Source organism: Streptomyces sp. NPDC029139 (assembly GCF_055564335.1).
In genome coordinates this window covers 182,006-197,328 of record NZ_JBVHWN010000010.1, presented here as the reverse complement: position 1 = coordinate 197,328, position 15,323 = coordinate 182,006, and the positions used below count along the sequence as shown (strand labels likewise).

The following is a 15,323-nucleotide window of genomic DNA, read 5'->3' as shown; positions in this document are numbered from 1 at the left end:
GGGTACCCGGCTACGCCGCCGTCGTCAGGCGGTCGCGGGCGACGAAGCGGACCTGGGGGTGGCCGTGGTGCCAGCCGAAGGACATCCTCAGACCGCCGACCCGCGCCAGGACCAGGCCGATGACGCAGGCCGCCGTGAGCGAGACCAGGCCGCCCGTCGCGAAGCCGATCCGCGGCCCGTACGTGTCGGTGATCCAGCCGAGGAGAGGCGCCCCGATCGGGGTGCCTCCGGCGAAGACCATCATGTAGAGGCTCATGACGCGCCCCCGCATGACCGGGTCGGTCGCCAGCTGGACGGCCGAGTTGGCGGTGATGTTGACCGTGAGGCCGAACATGCCGATCGGGATCAGCAGCAACGCGAAGAGCCAGAAGGACGGGGAGAAGGCGGCCGCGATCTCCAGGAGGCCGAAGACCACCGCCGCGACGACCAGCATCCGCAGCCGCGTGCTGCCGCGCCGGGCGGCGAACAGGGCGCCGGCGAGCGAGCCGGCCGCCATGAGCGTGTTCAGGAAGCCGTACGTCCCCGCGCCCACGTGGAAGATGTCGTCGGCGAAGGCCGTGAGCCAGATCGGGAAGTTGAACCCGAAGGTGCCGACGAAGCCCACGAGGACGATGGGCCAGATCAGGTCGGGCCGCCCGGCGACGTACCGCAGGCCCTCCCGCAGCTGGCCCTTGCCCCGCGGCGCGCGCTCCACCTTGTGGAACTCGGCGGGGCGCATCAGGAGCAGACCGGCGAGCGGGGCGAGGAAGAACAGGCCGTTGAGCAGGAACGACCAGCCGCTGCCGACGGTGGCGATGAGCAGGCCCGCGACGGCCGGGCCGACGAGCCGGGCGGACTGGAAGTTCGCGGAGTTCAGGGAGACGGCGTTGCGCAGCTGGTCGGGGCCGACCATCTCGGAGACGAAGGACTGCCGGGTCGGGTTGTCGACGACGGTGACCATGCCGAGCAGGAAGGCGACCAGGTAGACGTGCCAGACCTGGATGTGGCCGGAGAGCGTCAGGGCGGCGAGCGCGAGCCCGCAGAGGCCGAGCGCGGCCTGGCTGATCAGCAGGATGCGCCGCTTCGGGTAGCGGTCGGCGAGGACACCGCCGTACAGACCGAACAGCAGCATCGGAAGGAACTGCAACGCCGTGGTGATGCCGACGGCGGCGGCTGATCCGGTGAGGCTCAGGACCAGCCAGTCCTGGGTGATCCTGGCCATCCAGGTGCCGGTGTTCGAGACGATGGCACCGGTGAAGAACAGCCGGTAGTTGCGTATGCGGAGTGAGGAGAAGGTTTCCCCCCGCCCGCGGGTGTGGGTATCGGGTTTGTGGACGGGTGCGGAGTCTGCTCCGGGTCCCGTACTCAAAGTGCGTCGCCTCCTCGGCGTCGGGGATGTCTACAGGTGGGCGAGCTTCTCCAGGACGGGGGCGGCCGCGCGCAGCTTGGCCCACTCGTCCTCGTCCAGGCCCTCGGCGAGGGAGGCCAGCCAGGCGTTCCGCTTGCGGCGGGACTCCTCCAGCATGGCCTCGGCCCGCTCGGTCTGGGTGACGACCTTCTGCCTGCGGTCGTCGGGGTGCGGCTCCAGCCGGACCAGTCCCTTGGCTTCGAGCAGCGCGACGATGCGGGTCATCGAGGGCGGCTGGACGTGCTCCTTGCGGGCCAGCTCGCCGGGGGTGGCGGAGCCGCAGAGAGCGAGGGTGCCGAGCACCGACATCTCGGTCGGGCTCAGCGACTCGTCGACACGCTGGTGCTTGAGGCGTCGGCCCAGTCGCATGACGGCGGAGCGGAGCTCGTTCACGGCGGCCGCGTCGGCGGTGCCATGGGACAGGTCAGGCATGTTCGTTAGCATAACTCATTACCCAGTCTAAATACCATCCGGAATGCCCGTGACCGAATCTGTCACCCGAACGAGTGAGATGGATGCGGAAAGTGACGCAAGAGCACCGTTCCTGCCGCGACCCTGACGGGCATGGGATCGACCGTGCTCAGCCTGCGCATCGACGGTGAGCTGCTCGACCGTCTCAAGGGACACGCCGCCAAACGCGGAATGAGCGTCCAGGACTATGTGGTCCGGACGCTCATCCGCGATGACTTCGACGAACGGTTCAGTTCCGCCGTCGACGAGACGGAGAAGTTCTACGGGCTCAAGCCCACGAACGCTCCGTGAGGGGTCACGTGAGGCCGAGAGCCGGCATCGCGTAGTAGAAGACGAACACCGCCGACACGACGTACATGGCCACCGGGACCTCGCGGCCCCGGCCCGCGGCGAGCCGCAGCACGCTGAAGGCGATGAAGCCGATGCCGATGCCGTTCGTGATCGAGTACGTGAACGGCATCATCACCATCGCCAGGAACGCCGGCACGGCGATGGTGAAGTCGCTCCAGTCGATGTCCTTCACGGAACCGGCCAGGATCAGGAAGCCCACCGCGAGCAGCGCGGGAGTGGCCGCCTGGGACGGGACCATCGTGGCGAGCGGCGTGAGGAACAGCGCCACCGAGAACAGACCACCGGTGACCACCGACGCGAGGCCGGTGCGCGCCCCTTCGCCGACGCCCGCCGTGGACTCCACGAAGCAGGTGGTGGCCGAGGAGGAGGTGGCGCCGCCGGACGCGACGGCCAGGCCGTCCACCAGCAGCACCTTGTTGATGCCGGGGAAGTCGCCGTCCTTGTCGATCAGCTTCGCCTCGTCACCGACGCCCAGGATGGTGCCCATCGCGTCGAAGAAGCAGGACAGCAGCACGGTGAAGACGAACAGGACGCCGGTCAGCATCCCGACCTTCCCGAAGCCGCCGAACAGGCTCACCTCGCCGACCAGCCCGAAGTCGGGCGAGGCCACCGGGTTCCCGGGCCAGGTCGGGGTGGTCAGGCCCCAGGACGGCACGGTGGCGACGGCGTTGATCACCATCGCGACGATCGTCATCACCACGATGGAGATGAGGATGGCGCCCGGCACCTTGCGGATGATCAGCGCGAGGGTGAGCAGCGTGCCGAGCACGAAGACCAGGACCGGCCAGCCGGTGAGGTGACCGTCGCCGCCGAGCTGGAGCGGGACGGTGGTGTGCGCGGCGTCGGGGATACGGGAGACGAAGCCCGAGTCGACGAGGCCGATGAGCATGATGAACAGCCCGATACCGATCGCGATGCCCTTGCGCAGGCCGACCGGGACGGCGTTCATCACGCGCTCGCGCAGGCCCGTCGCGACGAGCAGCATCACGACGATGCCGGCGAGGACGACCATGCCCATGGCGTCCGCCCAGGACATCTTCGGGGCGAGCTGGAGGGCGACGACGGTGTTCACACCGAGGCCGGCCGCGAGGGCGATCGGAACGTTGCCGATGACGCCCATGAGGAGCGTCGAGAAGGCGGCGGTGAGGACGGTCGCGGTGACGAGCTGGCCACCGTCGAGCTGGTGCCCGTACATGTCCTTGGCACTGCCGAGGATGATCGGGTTCAGCACGATGATGTAGGCCATCGCGAAGAAGGTGGCGAAGCCGCCGCGGACCTCGCGGGCGACGGTCGAGCCGCGCTCGGAGATCTTGAAGAAGCGGTCGAGGCCCGAGACGGGAACGTCGGGGCCCTCGGGGGACGTGGCCTTGGCGGTGGCCGTGGTGCTCATGGGGGGTTCCTCTTCGGAGAAAGTCCTTTTGGCGGTTCATACGAGGGAAACCCGCCAGAGGCAAACCGTTTCAGTATGAACACATGAACGAGCGAGCGTCCATCTCCGCGCGTAGATACGCATTCCCGCCACCTACACTGACCCCATGGCGAAGTGGACACCGAAGCACGAGGCACCCGAGCCCCTCGAGGGGCCCGTCGTCGCCACCATCACCGGCGGCACGATCCTCTGGTTCGTCCTCTTCCTCGTCCAGCTCCCCTTCTACGGCTGGTTCGACGACCGCGACCTGACGTGGTGGGTGTGGACCTGCCTGGCGGGAGCGGGCCTCGGTCTGATCGGCATCTGGTACGTCCGCAAGCGTGACGCGGCGATCAAGCGGCACGAGGCCGCCGGGAGCGCCACGCCCCACGTCCCGTAGACCGGGCCCGTAGTACCGGGGGACCATTTGCGTCCTCCCCCGGTCGGATCTTCCGCGTCCTCGGCGGGTGAACGCGCCCTTCCGGTCGTACCGTCGAGAACATGACTCAGCGGGCGAAGATCGACACCGGCGACAGGGAGAGCACGGCGGACGAACCCCGCGTCGTCCACCACGTCGCCGGACTGACCTCCGCCGAGGTCGCCGAGCGCGTCGCCCGCGGCGAGGTCAACGACGTACCCGTCCGCAGCTCGCGCTCCGCCGCCGACATCGTCCGCGGCAACGTCTTCACCCGCTTCAACGCGATCATCGGCGTCCTGTGGGTGATCATGCTCTTCGTCGCACCGATCCAGGACAGCCTCTTCGGCTTCGTGATCGTCGCCAACACCGGCATCGGCATCATCCAGGAGCTGCGCGCCAAGAAGACCCTCGACGGACTCGCCGTCATCGGCGAGGCGAAACCGACCGTCCGCCGGAACGGCGTCTCCACCGAGGTCTCCACCTCCGAGATCGTCCTCGGCGACCTCATCGAGCTCGGCCCCGGCGACAAGGTCGTCGTCGACGGCGAGGTCGCGGAGGTCGACAACCTGGAGGTCGACGAGTCGCTGCTGACCGGCGAGGCCGACCCGGTGGTGAAGAAACCCGGCGACACGATGATGTCGGGCTCGTTCGTGGTCGCCGGCGGCGGCGCGTTCACCGCCACCAAGGTCGGGCGCGAGGCGTACGCCGCCCAGCTCGCCGAGGAGGCGTCCCGCTTCACCCTCGTCCACTCCGAGCTGCGCTCCGGCATCTCCACGATCCTCAAGTACGTGACGTGGATGATGGTCCCGACCGCGATCGGCCTCATCATCAGCCAGCTCGTCGTCAAGGACACCAACCTCAAGGACTCCCTGGCCCGGACCGTCGGCGGCATCGTCCCGATGATCCCCGAAGGGCTCGTCCTGCTCACCTCCGTCGCCTTCGCGATCGGCGTGATCCGGCTCGGCCGCAAGCAGTGCCTCGTGCAGGAGCTGCCGGCCATCGAGGGCCTGGCCCGCGTCGACGTCGTCTGCCTCGACAAGACGGGCACGCTGACCGAGGGCGGCATGGACGTCACCGAACTGCGCACCCTCAACGACAACGGCGAGGAGTACGTACGGAAGGTCCTCGGCGCCCTCGGCGAGTCCGATCCGCGCCCCAACGCCTCCCTCCAGGCCATCATCGACGCCTACCCCGACGCCGACGAATGGCGCTGCACCAAGGCCCTGCCCTTCTCCTCCGCCCGCAAGTACAGCGGAGCGGCCTTCAGCGAGGGCGACGGCGAGACCTCGGCCTGGCTCCTCGGCGCCCCCGACGTCCTGCTGAAGGCCGAAGACCCGACGCTCGCCGAGATCGACCACCTCAACGAGCAGGGGCTCCGCGTCCTCCTCCTCGCCCGTACCACCCGCGAACTGGACGCCCCCGACGTCGCCGACGACGCCGTCCCCAGCGCCCTCGTCGTCCTCGAACAGCGGCTGCGGCCGGACGCGGCCGACACCCTCGCCTACTTCGCGGACCAGAACGTGGCCGCCAAGGTCATCTCCGGCGACAACGCGGTCTCGGTCGGGGCGGTGGCGGGGAAGCTCGGCCTGCCGGGGGCGGAGAACACCGTCGACGCCCGCGGACTGCCCACCGACCGGGCGGAGATGGCCCAGGCGCTCGACGACAACGCGGTCTTCGGCCGGGTCTCGCCGCAGCAGAAGCGGGACATGGTCGGCGCGCTCCAGTCCCACGGCCACACGGTCGCCATGACCGGCGACGGCGTCAACGACGTCCTGGCGCTCAAGGACGCCGACATCGGCGTCTCGATGGGCTCGGGATCCGAGGCGACCCGGGCCGTCGCCCAGATCGTGCTCCTGAACAACTCCTTCGCCACCCTGCCGTCGGTGGTCGCCGAGGGCCGCCGGGTGATCGGCAACATCACGCGCGTGGCGACACTGTTCCTGACGAAGACCGTGTACTCGGTGCTCCTGGCGATCCTGGTGGTCTGCTCGCAGGTGGAGTACCCCTTCCTGCCGAGGCACCTGACCCTGCTGTCGACGCTCACCATCGGCGTCCCGGCCTTCTTCCTCGCCCTCGCCCCCAACAAGGAGCGCGCCCGGCCGCACTTCGTGAAACGGGTGATGCGGTACGCGATCCCGGGCGGCATCGTCGCGGCGGCGGCCACCTTCACCACGTACCTCGTCGCCCGCTCCCACTACAGCGGCCCGGGCGCGCTCGACGCGGAGACGAGCGCCGCCACGCTGACGCTCTTCCTGGTCTCCATGTGGGTCCTGGCGATCGTCGCCCGCCCTTACACCTGGTGGCGCATCGCCCTGGTGGCGACGATGGGCGGAGCCTTCCTCCTCGTCCTGGTCGTCCCCTGGCTCCAGGACTTCTTCGCCCTGAAGCTGGTGGGCGTGACGATGCCCTGGACGGCGGTGGCGATCGCGGCGGCGGGTGCGGTGATCCTGGAGTTCGCCTGGCGGTGGGTGGACCACAGGTTCCCCGCCTGACACACGGGCTCCGCCCACCGCCAGACATGTCGTCCTCGACACGGCCGCAGCCTCTTCGCCCGCCGCCGCGAAACGGGCTAGTCGAACCAGCGGTCCCGGGCCAGTTCCGCCGTGCGCGACGGGTCTTCGAGCAGGGCCGCGACCTCGAAGCGGCGGGGCCACTGGCCCGCCGCCCAGGCGAGGCCCGCGGCGACGCCCTCCAGGGTGGCGGCGTGGATCGTGCCGTCGGGGGTGCGGCGCCAGTCGAGTTCGACTCCGGCGGCGCGCAGTTCCTCGTGTTCGACGTACGTGTCCGGGGTCGCCGGCCCGAGGAGGGCGTGGACCGCGGGCGGCACCTCGTGCTCCTCGCCGACCGTGGTGACCCCGGCCTCGACCGTCTCGCTCAGCCGCCGCACCTGGAACAGCTCCGCCAGATCGGCCGCCCGCGACGGGGCGACCGGCAGCAGCGGCAGCCCGCCGGCCAGCGGCAGCAGGTCGGGGGCGTCCGCGACCAGCGCCTCCGCGGCGTCCACCACGACGAGTTCGCCGTCCACGACCGCGCGCAGCTCGTCCGGCAGCGTGACGTGCTCCGGGTCCAGGTCCGCGAGCGCCGTGTACAGGGCGTGCAGCTGGGCGCCGGTCACCTCGCGCTCCGGGTGGGCGAGGCGGGTCAGGAGTTCGGCCGCGCCACCCGGCTCGTCCAGGAGCGCGGCGACCGAGGTGCGGACGCCCAGGGCCCGCAGGACCTGCTCGTCCTCGAAGCCGGTCGCGTCGGCGGAGTCGTACAGGCCGATGAGCAGCGGGTCCGTCCCGGCGGCCCGCAGACCGGCGGGGCGGCGGCCGTCGAGGACCGGGTGGTCGCGCAGCCACCAGGCGGTGTACGACCGTACGGTCTCGGTGGTCCCGTCCGGCATCAGCACCCGTACGGGCTGGGTGATCGCGTCCCGCAGCGGCGGCCGCGCGAGCAGGGCGAGCGCCTGCGGCCAGGCGTCGTCGTCGACCAGGTCCAGGTCCCGTACGGCGACGATCTCGGTCGCCACCGGCGGAACCGGGGCCTCCGGCAGCCGGTCCAGGACGTCCTCGCACCACACGTCGACAGCGTCGAGCAGGCCGGCGTCGTCGGGCTCGGCGAAGTCCCCTTCGCGCGGCTCCAGTTCGTCCGGGTCGAGCACGAGGTCGGTGGCACGGACCAGCGCGAAGTCGGCCAGCACCCCGCAGGCGGCGAGCGGCTGCTCGCCCCAGCGGTCGGCCAGGTCGGCGTCGCACAGCGCCAGCTCGTCCTGGCGCATCACGGCGGCGAACGAGCTGCCGGGCAGGACCAGTTCACCGGCGGGCGCCAGCTCACCGTCCTCGTCGGGCAGGGCCAGCGCGCCCAGCCACGGCTCCTCGCCCGGCTCCAGCTCCGCGTCCCGGACGAGCGCGAGGACGGTCTCGGCGAGTTCGTCGGCGTCCAGCGTGTCCGCGTCCTCGTCCCAGATCTCCCCCGCGTCGAGGGAACCGGCGACCGCCGCCCTGACCTGCGGTGTGGTCAGCACGGCGCGGGGCGTGGCGGGCAGGGCGCCCAGCTTCTCCAGGAGCGGATGGGCGGCGTCCGGGTGGGCGACCTTCAGGCCGAGCCGGGTCAGATCGGCCGGGGTGCGGTCCTGGGGCAGCAGGACGTGCCGGGGTCCGATGGTGGTCCGGATCCGGGCCTCCTCGGGCGCCTCCGCCCCCGTGGCCAGCGGGACGGGCAGGCCCGTCAGCCGGTCCGGGTCCACCCCGGCCAGCGAGTCGTACAGACGCCACCACCACGACGGCGACCGGTCCACCCCGGCGAGCCGGTCGATCGCCTCCGTCAGCGGCACGCGCCCGACGCCCAGCGTGCGCAGCTCGGTCCGCCGCTCCTGCCCCGCGGGCAGCAGGGCCGGGAAGACCTCCGCCAGGACGGCGACGGTCTCGGCGCCGGCGCCCTCCACCACCTCGGCCTCCACGGGCCGCAGCGCGGGCACGTCCTCGGACGGCGCCTCGGGCGCCAGGAACGCCACGCGCGGCAGGCGCCGCAGGATCGCCGCGCGCAGCGCCCCGTCCAGGGCGCCCTTGCCGAGCGGTCCGGGCACCAGGTCGATCGTGGCGACCGTCACCGGCTGCCAGTCCGCGAGGAGTTCGGCGTACGCGTCGGCCGCCCGCTCGACCAGGAAGTCCGTGAGCGGTCCGGGCGCCGGGTGGCGGCGCGCGGTGTCGAGCGGCAGCGAGGCGATCAGCAGGGCGGGCATGCCGAGCGGTTCGTCGGTGGGGGTGGGGGCGTGCACGACGGGGGCGGTACGGGGGTACAGCGGGGCGCCCTGGCCGTCGACCGGTACGGCCCAGGTCACCGACCAGTGCGGGCGCATCCGCTCCTCGACCGGCCGGCCCTTGAGGAGGTCGGGGTCGAGGGGGCCGCCGTGGCTGACGGTCCGCCAGCGGTGGGTGCCGGTGGCGGAGTCGGCGATGTGGATGTACCCGTCGTCCTCCGAGCGGCGCATCGTCCGTACGCCCTCCGAGGTCTCGATCACGATCTCGGCGAGGCCGGGGAGGGTGAGGAGCAGGGCGTCGTCGATGGAGTCGAGGAGCCGCTCGGCGAGGTCGACGGCGGCGGAGTCGCGCAGCGGGAGCACCACGACGGTGTCGTAGCCCTCGGGGGCGGTGCCCTCGGCGGGCAGCGGGAGGCGCAGCAGCGGTACGTGGCCGTCGCGGCGGCGCAGTTCGTCCCCGAGGCCGGGGCTGTGCCGGGCGGCCTCGGCGGCCAGTTCGCGGGCCTCGGCGAGGGACCAGCGGACACCGCCGTGGCGGCCCAGGACGGCGGGCTCGTCGGAGACGGCGAGGACGGCGGCGAAGCCGACGCCGAAGCGGCCGACGGCGGTGGAGTTGTCGTGCTCGCCGCGCTTGGCGGAGGCGCGGAGGGTGGAGAGCGACTCGACGCCGGTCGCGTCCAGGGGCGCGCCGGTGTTGGCGGCGGCCAGGACGGCGGGGGCGTCGGGACCGGCGGGGTGGAGTGTGAGCCGGAGGCGGCCGGTGACGCCGGCCCGGCGGGCGGCGTCCGCGGCGTTCTGGGCGAGCTCGACGACGAGGCGGTCGCGGTAGCCGCCGAGGGCGAGGTCCTCCTCGGCGTTGGCGTCCTCCCGGAACCGGGCGGGCCCGGCGCCCCAGGCATCGAGGACGCCTCTGCGCAGCCGTGCGGTACCGAAGGGGTCGGCTCCGTCGGTCGACGTCCTGACGCTGACGCTCACGTCTGACTCCACTCTGCGGGGCGGGATTGTGCCGGGGCCCGAAGGTACCGCGACCTGCGGGCCTCTTGCGTCGCCTGCCCACGTGAGTGGCCTTCACCCTTGGGGTTGGGGTGGGCGGGAGGTGCGGGGCCCCTCCGTGGGCCTGAGGTGACGCCGGCTCTGCCCCGTGCGGGCGGCGGCCCCTGGGGCAACGGCCCCGTTGGCGCGGGGCCCGCCCTCACGGCGCCGGGCCACGCCGCCCGTGTGGGCGATGGCCCCGCTGGGACGCTGCCCCGCCCCGCCCCTCCGCCACCCGCCCGTGTGGACTATCGCCCGGCAGGCGGTCACCCACCCCTCCCCCGTGTGGGCAATCGTCCCTCGTGGGGGCCCCCAGGGCGAAGCCCCCGGGGGAGGGACGGGTGGGCGCGGGACGGCGCCCTCGCCGGGCCCCAGGCTCCCCGTGCCTGCGGTGCCCACAGGTGCGGCGCCGTCGTGGGTTGCGCCCACCCGTTCCGCCCTGCGGAACGCCTGCCCACAACAAGGTGGGCACCGCCCGGTGGGACCGGGGCACCACCCCGCTGGGGCTCGGCACCGCCCAGGGGGACGGCGACCGACCCGTCGGCGTCGGCCGGCCCTGCGGGCTAGGAGTGGCCCAGGTCCTCCGACGTGGTGTCCGGGTCCGTCGTGGAGCCCGAGTCCTTCGGGGGGCGCAGCGGGAACACGTCCGCGCCCACCGAGTCCAGCACCGGCGGCGCCGGCCTCGGGGGCTTCGGCATCACCGCCGCCTCCGAGTGCCCACCGCAGCCGTACGCGAGCGAGACGACCCGCCCGTCCGCCGGGGAGAACTCGTTCGCGCACACGCCGAACGCCTGCTTCAGCGAGCCGGCCAGCGGCACCAGGAACGCGCAGGAATCGCACGACGCCGGGGCGGCCTGCGCCATGGGGGTCTTCGCGCCGAACGACTCTTCCCAGCGGTCCGCCGCCACATGCAGCCCGTACCGCGAGAGCACCCGCGCGCGCCGCATGCCGAGTTCCTCGGCCACCGAGGCGATCGCGCCCCGGGACGGCGTACGGGAGACGATCTCGGCGTCCTCGGCGTCGAGGTGGTCCGCCATCTCCTCCGAGACCACGGAGTTCGGCGGCGGCGCGTCCTCACCGGTGTAGCCCGGCTCCAGCCGAAGGTCGTCCTGCTCGGTCGGCAGCAGGTCCCCCGGCCCCATGTCGCCCGGCCGCAGCCGCTCGCTCCACGGCACCCACTCCGGGGCGAGGAGGGCGTCCGCGCCGGGCAGCAGGACGGTTTCGTCGAGGGTGATGTTCTTGGCCCGGGAGGCGCGCGTGACCGTCACGGCCCAGCGCCAGCCGCGGTAGCCGGGCTCCTCGCACTCGAAGAAGTGCGTGACCACCCGGTCACCCTCGGCGACGGCCTCCACGTGCGGCCCGACGATCCCGGGTGCGGCCGCCTCCTCGGCGGCCGCCCGCGCCAGGTCTACCGCCTCGGCGCACAGGCGGTCGGGGGTACGCGGGGTACGCGGGGTACGGCTTCGCGTCGTCGCAGCACTCACAGGTCTCGCTTCTCTCCTACGCCGTCTCACGGGTGCGCCGGGCCGAGGAGCGGGAGCGAAGCTACGGGCGGCGGGCGGAGCGGACCAGGGGGCCGCATCGACGTCCGCACCCGACATGTCTCGCGTGTCTCGGGCACACCTCTCGTCATCCATTCTGCGGGATGCCGAAGAGGCGCGCGGCCGAGAACTTCCGCCGGTGGCGCGCTACGCACGCTACCCCCTCCGCCGCCCGCCGCCCACCTGCCCGCCCCAAGTGGCCCGGATCGTGGACCGGCCACCCGCCGTGCCACGGTTCGTACGGGACGGGTGTGGGGCACTATGACGGAGTGGCAGCCGCACGGTCGTCCGAACGATCCGACGATCATGCCGGGCCGCTCAGCCGAGCGGGCCGGGCGGTCGGGCGCGCCCTCCACCTGCCGTTCACCGGTACGGCGAAGGGCATCCGGAAGGCGACGCACGCGCACGGCGCGGGCGAGTCCGGCCTGGGAAAGCTGATCGAGCTGCACGCCGTGAACGGCGCCGGCGACGTCATGATCACCGTCGCGCTCGCCTCCACGGTCTTCTTCTCCGTACCGACGGACGAGGCACGCGGCCGGGTCGCGCTCTACCTGGCGATCACGATGCTCCCGTTCACGCTCCTGGCGCCCGTGATCGGTCCGCTCCTGGACCGCATCCCGCACGGCCGTCGCGCGGCGATGGCCGGGGCGATGCTGACCCGGGCGGTCCTGGCGCTCACCATGTCGGGGGCGGTGGCCACCGGCGGCCTGGAGCTGTATCCGGCGGCGCTGGGCGTGCTGGTGGCGTCGAAGGCGTACGGCGTGGTCCGCAGCGCGGTCGTGCCACGCCTGCTGCCGCACGGCTTCTCCCTGGTGAAGGCGAACTCCCGGGTCACCCTGGCGGGCCTGCTCGCCACCGGCATCGCCGCGCCGATCGGAGCGGGGCTGCAGCAGATCGGCCCGCCGTATCCGCTGTACGGGGCGTGTGCGCTGTTCCTGCTCGGCGGGTACTGGGCCTTCCGGATGCCGCACAAGGTCGACTCGGCGAAGGGCGAGCGCCGGGCGCACCTGCTGACGCACGGTGAGGAGAAGCCGAGCCTGCGCACGGTGGGCCCCTCGGTGCTGCACGGGCTGCAGGCGAACGCCGCGCAGCGGGTGCTGTCGGGCTTCCTGATCTTCTTCCTGGCCTTCCTGCTGCGCGAGCATCCGCTCTCCGGACAGAGCGCGGCGGTGTCGCTGGCGATGGTGGCGGTGGCGGCGGGCGTGGGGAACGCGTGCGGCACGGCGGTCGGCTCGCTCCTGAAGGACCGCGGCCACGCGCCGGAAGTGATCATCGCCACGATGATCATGAGCGTGTGCACGGCGGCGGTCCTCGCGGCGGTGTTCTTCAGCGGGGTGATGGTCGCCGTGCTGGGGGCGGTGGCGGGCCTGACGCAGGCACTGGCGAAGCTGTCGCTGGACGCGCTGATCCAGCGGGACGTGCCGGAGGTGGTGCGCACGTCGGCGTTCGCCCGCTCGGAGACGCTGCTGCAGATGTCCTGGGTGGTGGGCGGCGCGATCGGCATCTCGCTGCCGCTGAGCGGCCGGGTGGGCATGTCCGTGGCGGCCGCCATCCTCGGCCTGGGCGCGCTGCTGTCGGTCAGGGGTCTGCTGCGGGCGGCGCGCAAACCCCTGCCCGTCACGCACCCGCAGTGAGGCGGGCGCCCCGCCTCACTGCGGGTGCGTGACGGTCGGGCCAGGGCCACACCGGGCGGAAATGGCGGCGCGCCGCACCCCCGCGTGGCGCAGCTCGACACGCCCGATAGCCTTCGGGCCATGACCGTTGCGTTCTTCACCGGCTCGCGCCGCCGGGCCGCCGTCGCCCTCGGGGCCGTCTCCGCCGGGCTCCTCGTACTCTCCGCCTGCGACAAGCCGACTCCGCTCGCGACCCTGACGGTCGGGACCGACTCGGTGCACTCCGAGGCCGCCTGCTACAACGACGGCGACGCCATCAAGGAGTCGCAGGTCCAGCAGTGCCTCAACAAGAAGGCCGAGAAGACCCTCACGGTCTCCGCGGACGACAAGGTCCGTTTCGGCGTCGATCCCGAGATCGCCGACAAGGGCTGGACCATCTTCCTCGGTGGCCAGCAGGCCGAGCCGGAGCCGTACAAGAAGACGTACCGGACCATTCCGGCCAGCGCCTTCTTCTCCAGCCAGACCGGCGAGACCACCAACAAGACCCAGGTCACCATCGTGGAGACCGACGGCAAGAAGCTGACCGGCATCTGGCACTTCGAGCTGAAGAAGGACGCCTGATCCTCCGGTGGCCCTCCGGATCCTGATCGTGACGGCCGTGGCGGCGGAGGCGGACTCCGTCGCCCGGGGCCTCACGCTCGGTGGCCCGGGCTCGGGCGACTGCCCCCTCCCGGGCGGCTACCGCCTCCACCGCCACACCTCCACGCTCCCGCCACCCCCCGACGCGTCGACGCCGGGCACGCGCCCGTCTCCTGAACCGGCTCCCGGGCCCCGCCCCGACGTGGGCAGGCCCCGCCCCGGGGCGACGCCGGCCGTGGGGGTCGTCGTCGACGTCCTCGTCGGGGGCGTCGGGCCGGCCGCCGTCGCGGCCGCCACCGCCACCGCGCTCGCCCACGCCGCCTCGGCCCAGGCGTCCGAACCCGCGCCCGCGCCCTACGACCTCGTCGTGTCCGCCGGGATCGCCGGCGGGTTCCAGCCCCTCGCACCCCTCGGTTCCGTCGTCGTCTCCGAGGCGATCGTCTCGGCCGACCTCGGGGCGCAGACGCCCGACGGCTATCTGACGGTCGAGGAACTCGGCTTCGGGCGTTCCGCGCACGCGGTGGACCGCACGCTCGTCCGCCGGATCTCCGCCGCCCTCACCCGCGGCGGGCAGCACCACACCGTCGCGCCCGTCCTCACCGTCTCCACCGTGACCGGCACCGCCGAGCGCGCCGCCGAGCTGGCGCGGCGTCACCCGGGCGCCGCCGCCGAGGCGATGGAGGGGTTCGGGGTGGCCGAGGCGGCCGCCGCGTACGGCGTGCCCGTCGTCGAGATCCGGGCCGTCTCCAACGCGGTCGGCCCGCGCGACCGAGGCGCGTGGCGGATCGGCCAGGCGATGGACGCGCTGCGCCACACCTTCCAGCTGCTCAGCCACTCCCTCTTCGTGGAGCCCGCCCCATGACGCGCAAGCTCAAGATCGCGTACTCGCCCTGCCCGAACGACACCTTCGTCTTCGACGCCTGGGCCCACGGCCGCATCCCCGGCGCCCCGCGCCTCGATGTGACGTTCGCGGACATCGATCTCACCAACGGCTGGGCCGAGAGCGGCACCTCCGCGTACGACGTCCTGAAGGTCTCGTACGCCGTGCTGCCCTGGGTCCTCGACGAGTACGCCCTGCTGCCCTGCGGCGGCGCCCTGGGCCGCGGCTGCGGCCCGCTGGTGCTCACGCGGGAGCCCGGCGTGGACCTGACGGGCAGAACCGTCGCCGTGCCCAGCGAGCGCTCGACCGCGTACCTGCTCTTCCGGCTGTGGGCCGCGGACGTCGTCCCCGGAGGCGTCGGGAACGTCGTCGTGATGCCGTTCCACGAGATCATGCCCGCCGTCCGCGACGGAAAGGTCGACGCGGGGCTCGTCATCCACGAGGCCCGTTTCACCTATCAGAACTACGGTCTGCACGCCCTCGCCGACATGGGCTCCCACTGGGAGGACACCACCGGCCTGCCGATCCCGCTGGGCGCGATCATCGCCCGGCGCTCGCTCGGCACGGACATGCTGCTGCGCCTCGCCGAGGCGGCGCGCGCCTCGGTCCGGATGGGCTGGGAGGACCCGACCGCCTCGCGGCCGTACGTCCTCGAGCACGCGCAGGAGATGGACCCGAAGGTGGCCGATCAGCACATCGGGCTCTACGTCAACGAGTTCACGGCCGACCTGGGCGAGGCCGGCTACGCGGCGGTCCGCGGGCTGCTCACCCGCGCCGCGGCCGAGGGGCTCGTGCCGCCCCTCGGCCCGGACGCGCTGGCGTTCCCGTGACCGGACGGGACG

The 15,323-nt window shown here is 72.7% G+C and carries 12 protein-coding genes; 7 read left to right on the top strand and 5 right to left on the bottom strand.

The genetic code is table 11. The features are described from left to right. Positions 1 to 10: 10 nt before the first annotated feature. Positions 11 to 1,348, bottom strand: coding sequence for an MFS transporter (locus tag ACZ4VW_RS22740; RefSeq protein WP_467965166.1), 1,338 nt, complete (start codon positions 1,346 to 1,348; stop codon positions 11 to 13). A gap of 30 nt (positions 1,349 to 1,378) precedes the next feature. After that, positions 1,379 to 1,819, bottom strand: coding sequence for a MarR family winged helix-turn-helix transcriptional regulator (locus ACZ4VW_RS22735; protein WP_467965164.1), 441 nt, complete (start codon positions 1,817 to 1,819; stop codon positions 1,379 to 1,381). A 132-nt stretch (positions 1,820 to 1,951) separates the two neighbouring features. Between ACZ4VW_RS22735 and ACZ4VW_RS22730 the strand changes: the two genes are divergently transcribed. Further along, positions 1,952 to 2,149, top strand: a complete 198-nt coding sequence (locus tag ACZ4VW_RS22730; RefSeq protein WP_467965162.1) for a ribbon-helix-helix protein, CopG family — start codon at positions 1,952 to 1,954, stop codon at positions 2,147 to 2,149. 4 nt (positions 2,150 to 2,153) lie between these two features. Here the strand turns inward: ACZ4VW_RS22730 and ACZ4VW_RS22725 are convergent, their stop codons facing one another. Continuing rightward, entirely contained in the window at positions 2,154 to 3,599 is a 1,446-nt protein-coding gene (locus ACZ4VW_RS22725) for an NCS2 family permease (protein ID WP_467965160.1), read from the bottom strand. Positions 3,600 to 3,744: 145 nt separating this feature from the next. Here ACZ4VW_RS22725 and ACZ4VW_RS22720 point away from each other — a divergent pair, with 145 nt between their 5' ends. Continuing rightward, on the top strand, positions 3,745 to 4,017 hold the full coding sequence (locus tag ACZ4VW_RS22720; protein WP_467965158.1) for a DUF2530 domain-containing protein: 273 nt from the start codon (positions 3,745 to 3,747) through the stop codon (positions 4,015 to 4,017). Between the two features lie 101 nt (positions 4,018 to 4,118). Beyond that, positions 4,119 to 6,527, top strand: a complete 2,409-nt coding sequence (locus ACZ4VW_RS22715) for a cation-translocating P-type ATPase (RefSeq protein WP_467965156.1) — start codon at positions 4,119 to 4,121, stop codon at positions 6,525 to 6,527. Between the two features lie 77 nt (positions 6,528 to 6,604). Here ACZ4VW_RS22715 and ACZ4VW_RS22710 read toward each other — a convergent pair whose 3' ends face one another. Further along, entirely contained in the window at positions 6,605 to 9,763 is a 3,159-nt protein-coding gene (locus ACZ4VW_RS22710; RefSeq protein WP_467965154.1) for a sacsin N-terminal ATP-binding-like domain-containing protein, read from the bottom strand. Positions 9,764 to 10,371: 608 nt separating this feature from the next. Beyond that, positions 10,372 to 11,292, bottom strand: a complete 921-nt coding sequence (locus tag ACZ4VW_RS22705) for a DUF3027 domain-containing protein (RefSeq protein WP_467965152.1) — start codon at positions 11,290 to 11,292, stop codon at positions 10,372 to 10,374. A 326-nt stretch (positions 11,293 to 11,618) separates the two neighbouring features. Between ACZ4VW_RS22705 and ACZ4VW_RS22700 the strand changes: the two genes are divergently transcribed. From ACZ4VW_RS22700 to ACZ4VW_RS22685, 4 genes are all read left to right on the top strand, one after another. Further along, on the top strand, positions 11,619 to 12,983 hold the full coding sequence (locus tag ACZ4VW_RS22700) for an MFS transporter (protein WP_467965150.1): 1,365 nt from the start codon (positions 11,619 to 11,621) through the stop codon (positions 12,981 to 12,983). Positions 12,984 to 13,103: 120 nt separating this feature from the next. Next, positions 13,104 to 13,583 carry a DUF2771 domain-containing protein gene (locus ACZ4VW_RS22695; RefSeq protein ID WP_467965148.1) on the top strand — a complete coding sequence of 160 codons (480 nt, stop codon included), beginning with the start codon at positions 13,104 to 13,106 and terminating at the stop codon, positions 13,581 to 13,583. 7 nt (positions 13,584 to 13,590) lie between these two features. Continuing rightward, a complete protein-coding gene (locus ACZ4VW_RS22690; RefSeq protein WP_467965146.1) occupies positions 13,591 to 14,463 on the top strand; it encodes a futalosine hydrolase in 873 nt (290 codons plus the stop codon). Further along, complete coding sequence (locus ACZ4VW_RS22685) at positions 14,460 to 15,311, top strand: 1,4-dihydroxy-6-naphthoate synthase (protein WP_467965144.1); 852 nt, start codon at positions 14,460 to 14,462, stop codon at positions 15,309 to 15,311. Before ACZ4VW_RS22690 ends, ACZ4VW_RS22685 begins: the two co-directional genes overlap by 4 nt. The last annotated feature ends 12 nt before the right edge of the window (positions 15,312 to 15,323 follow it).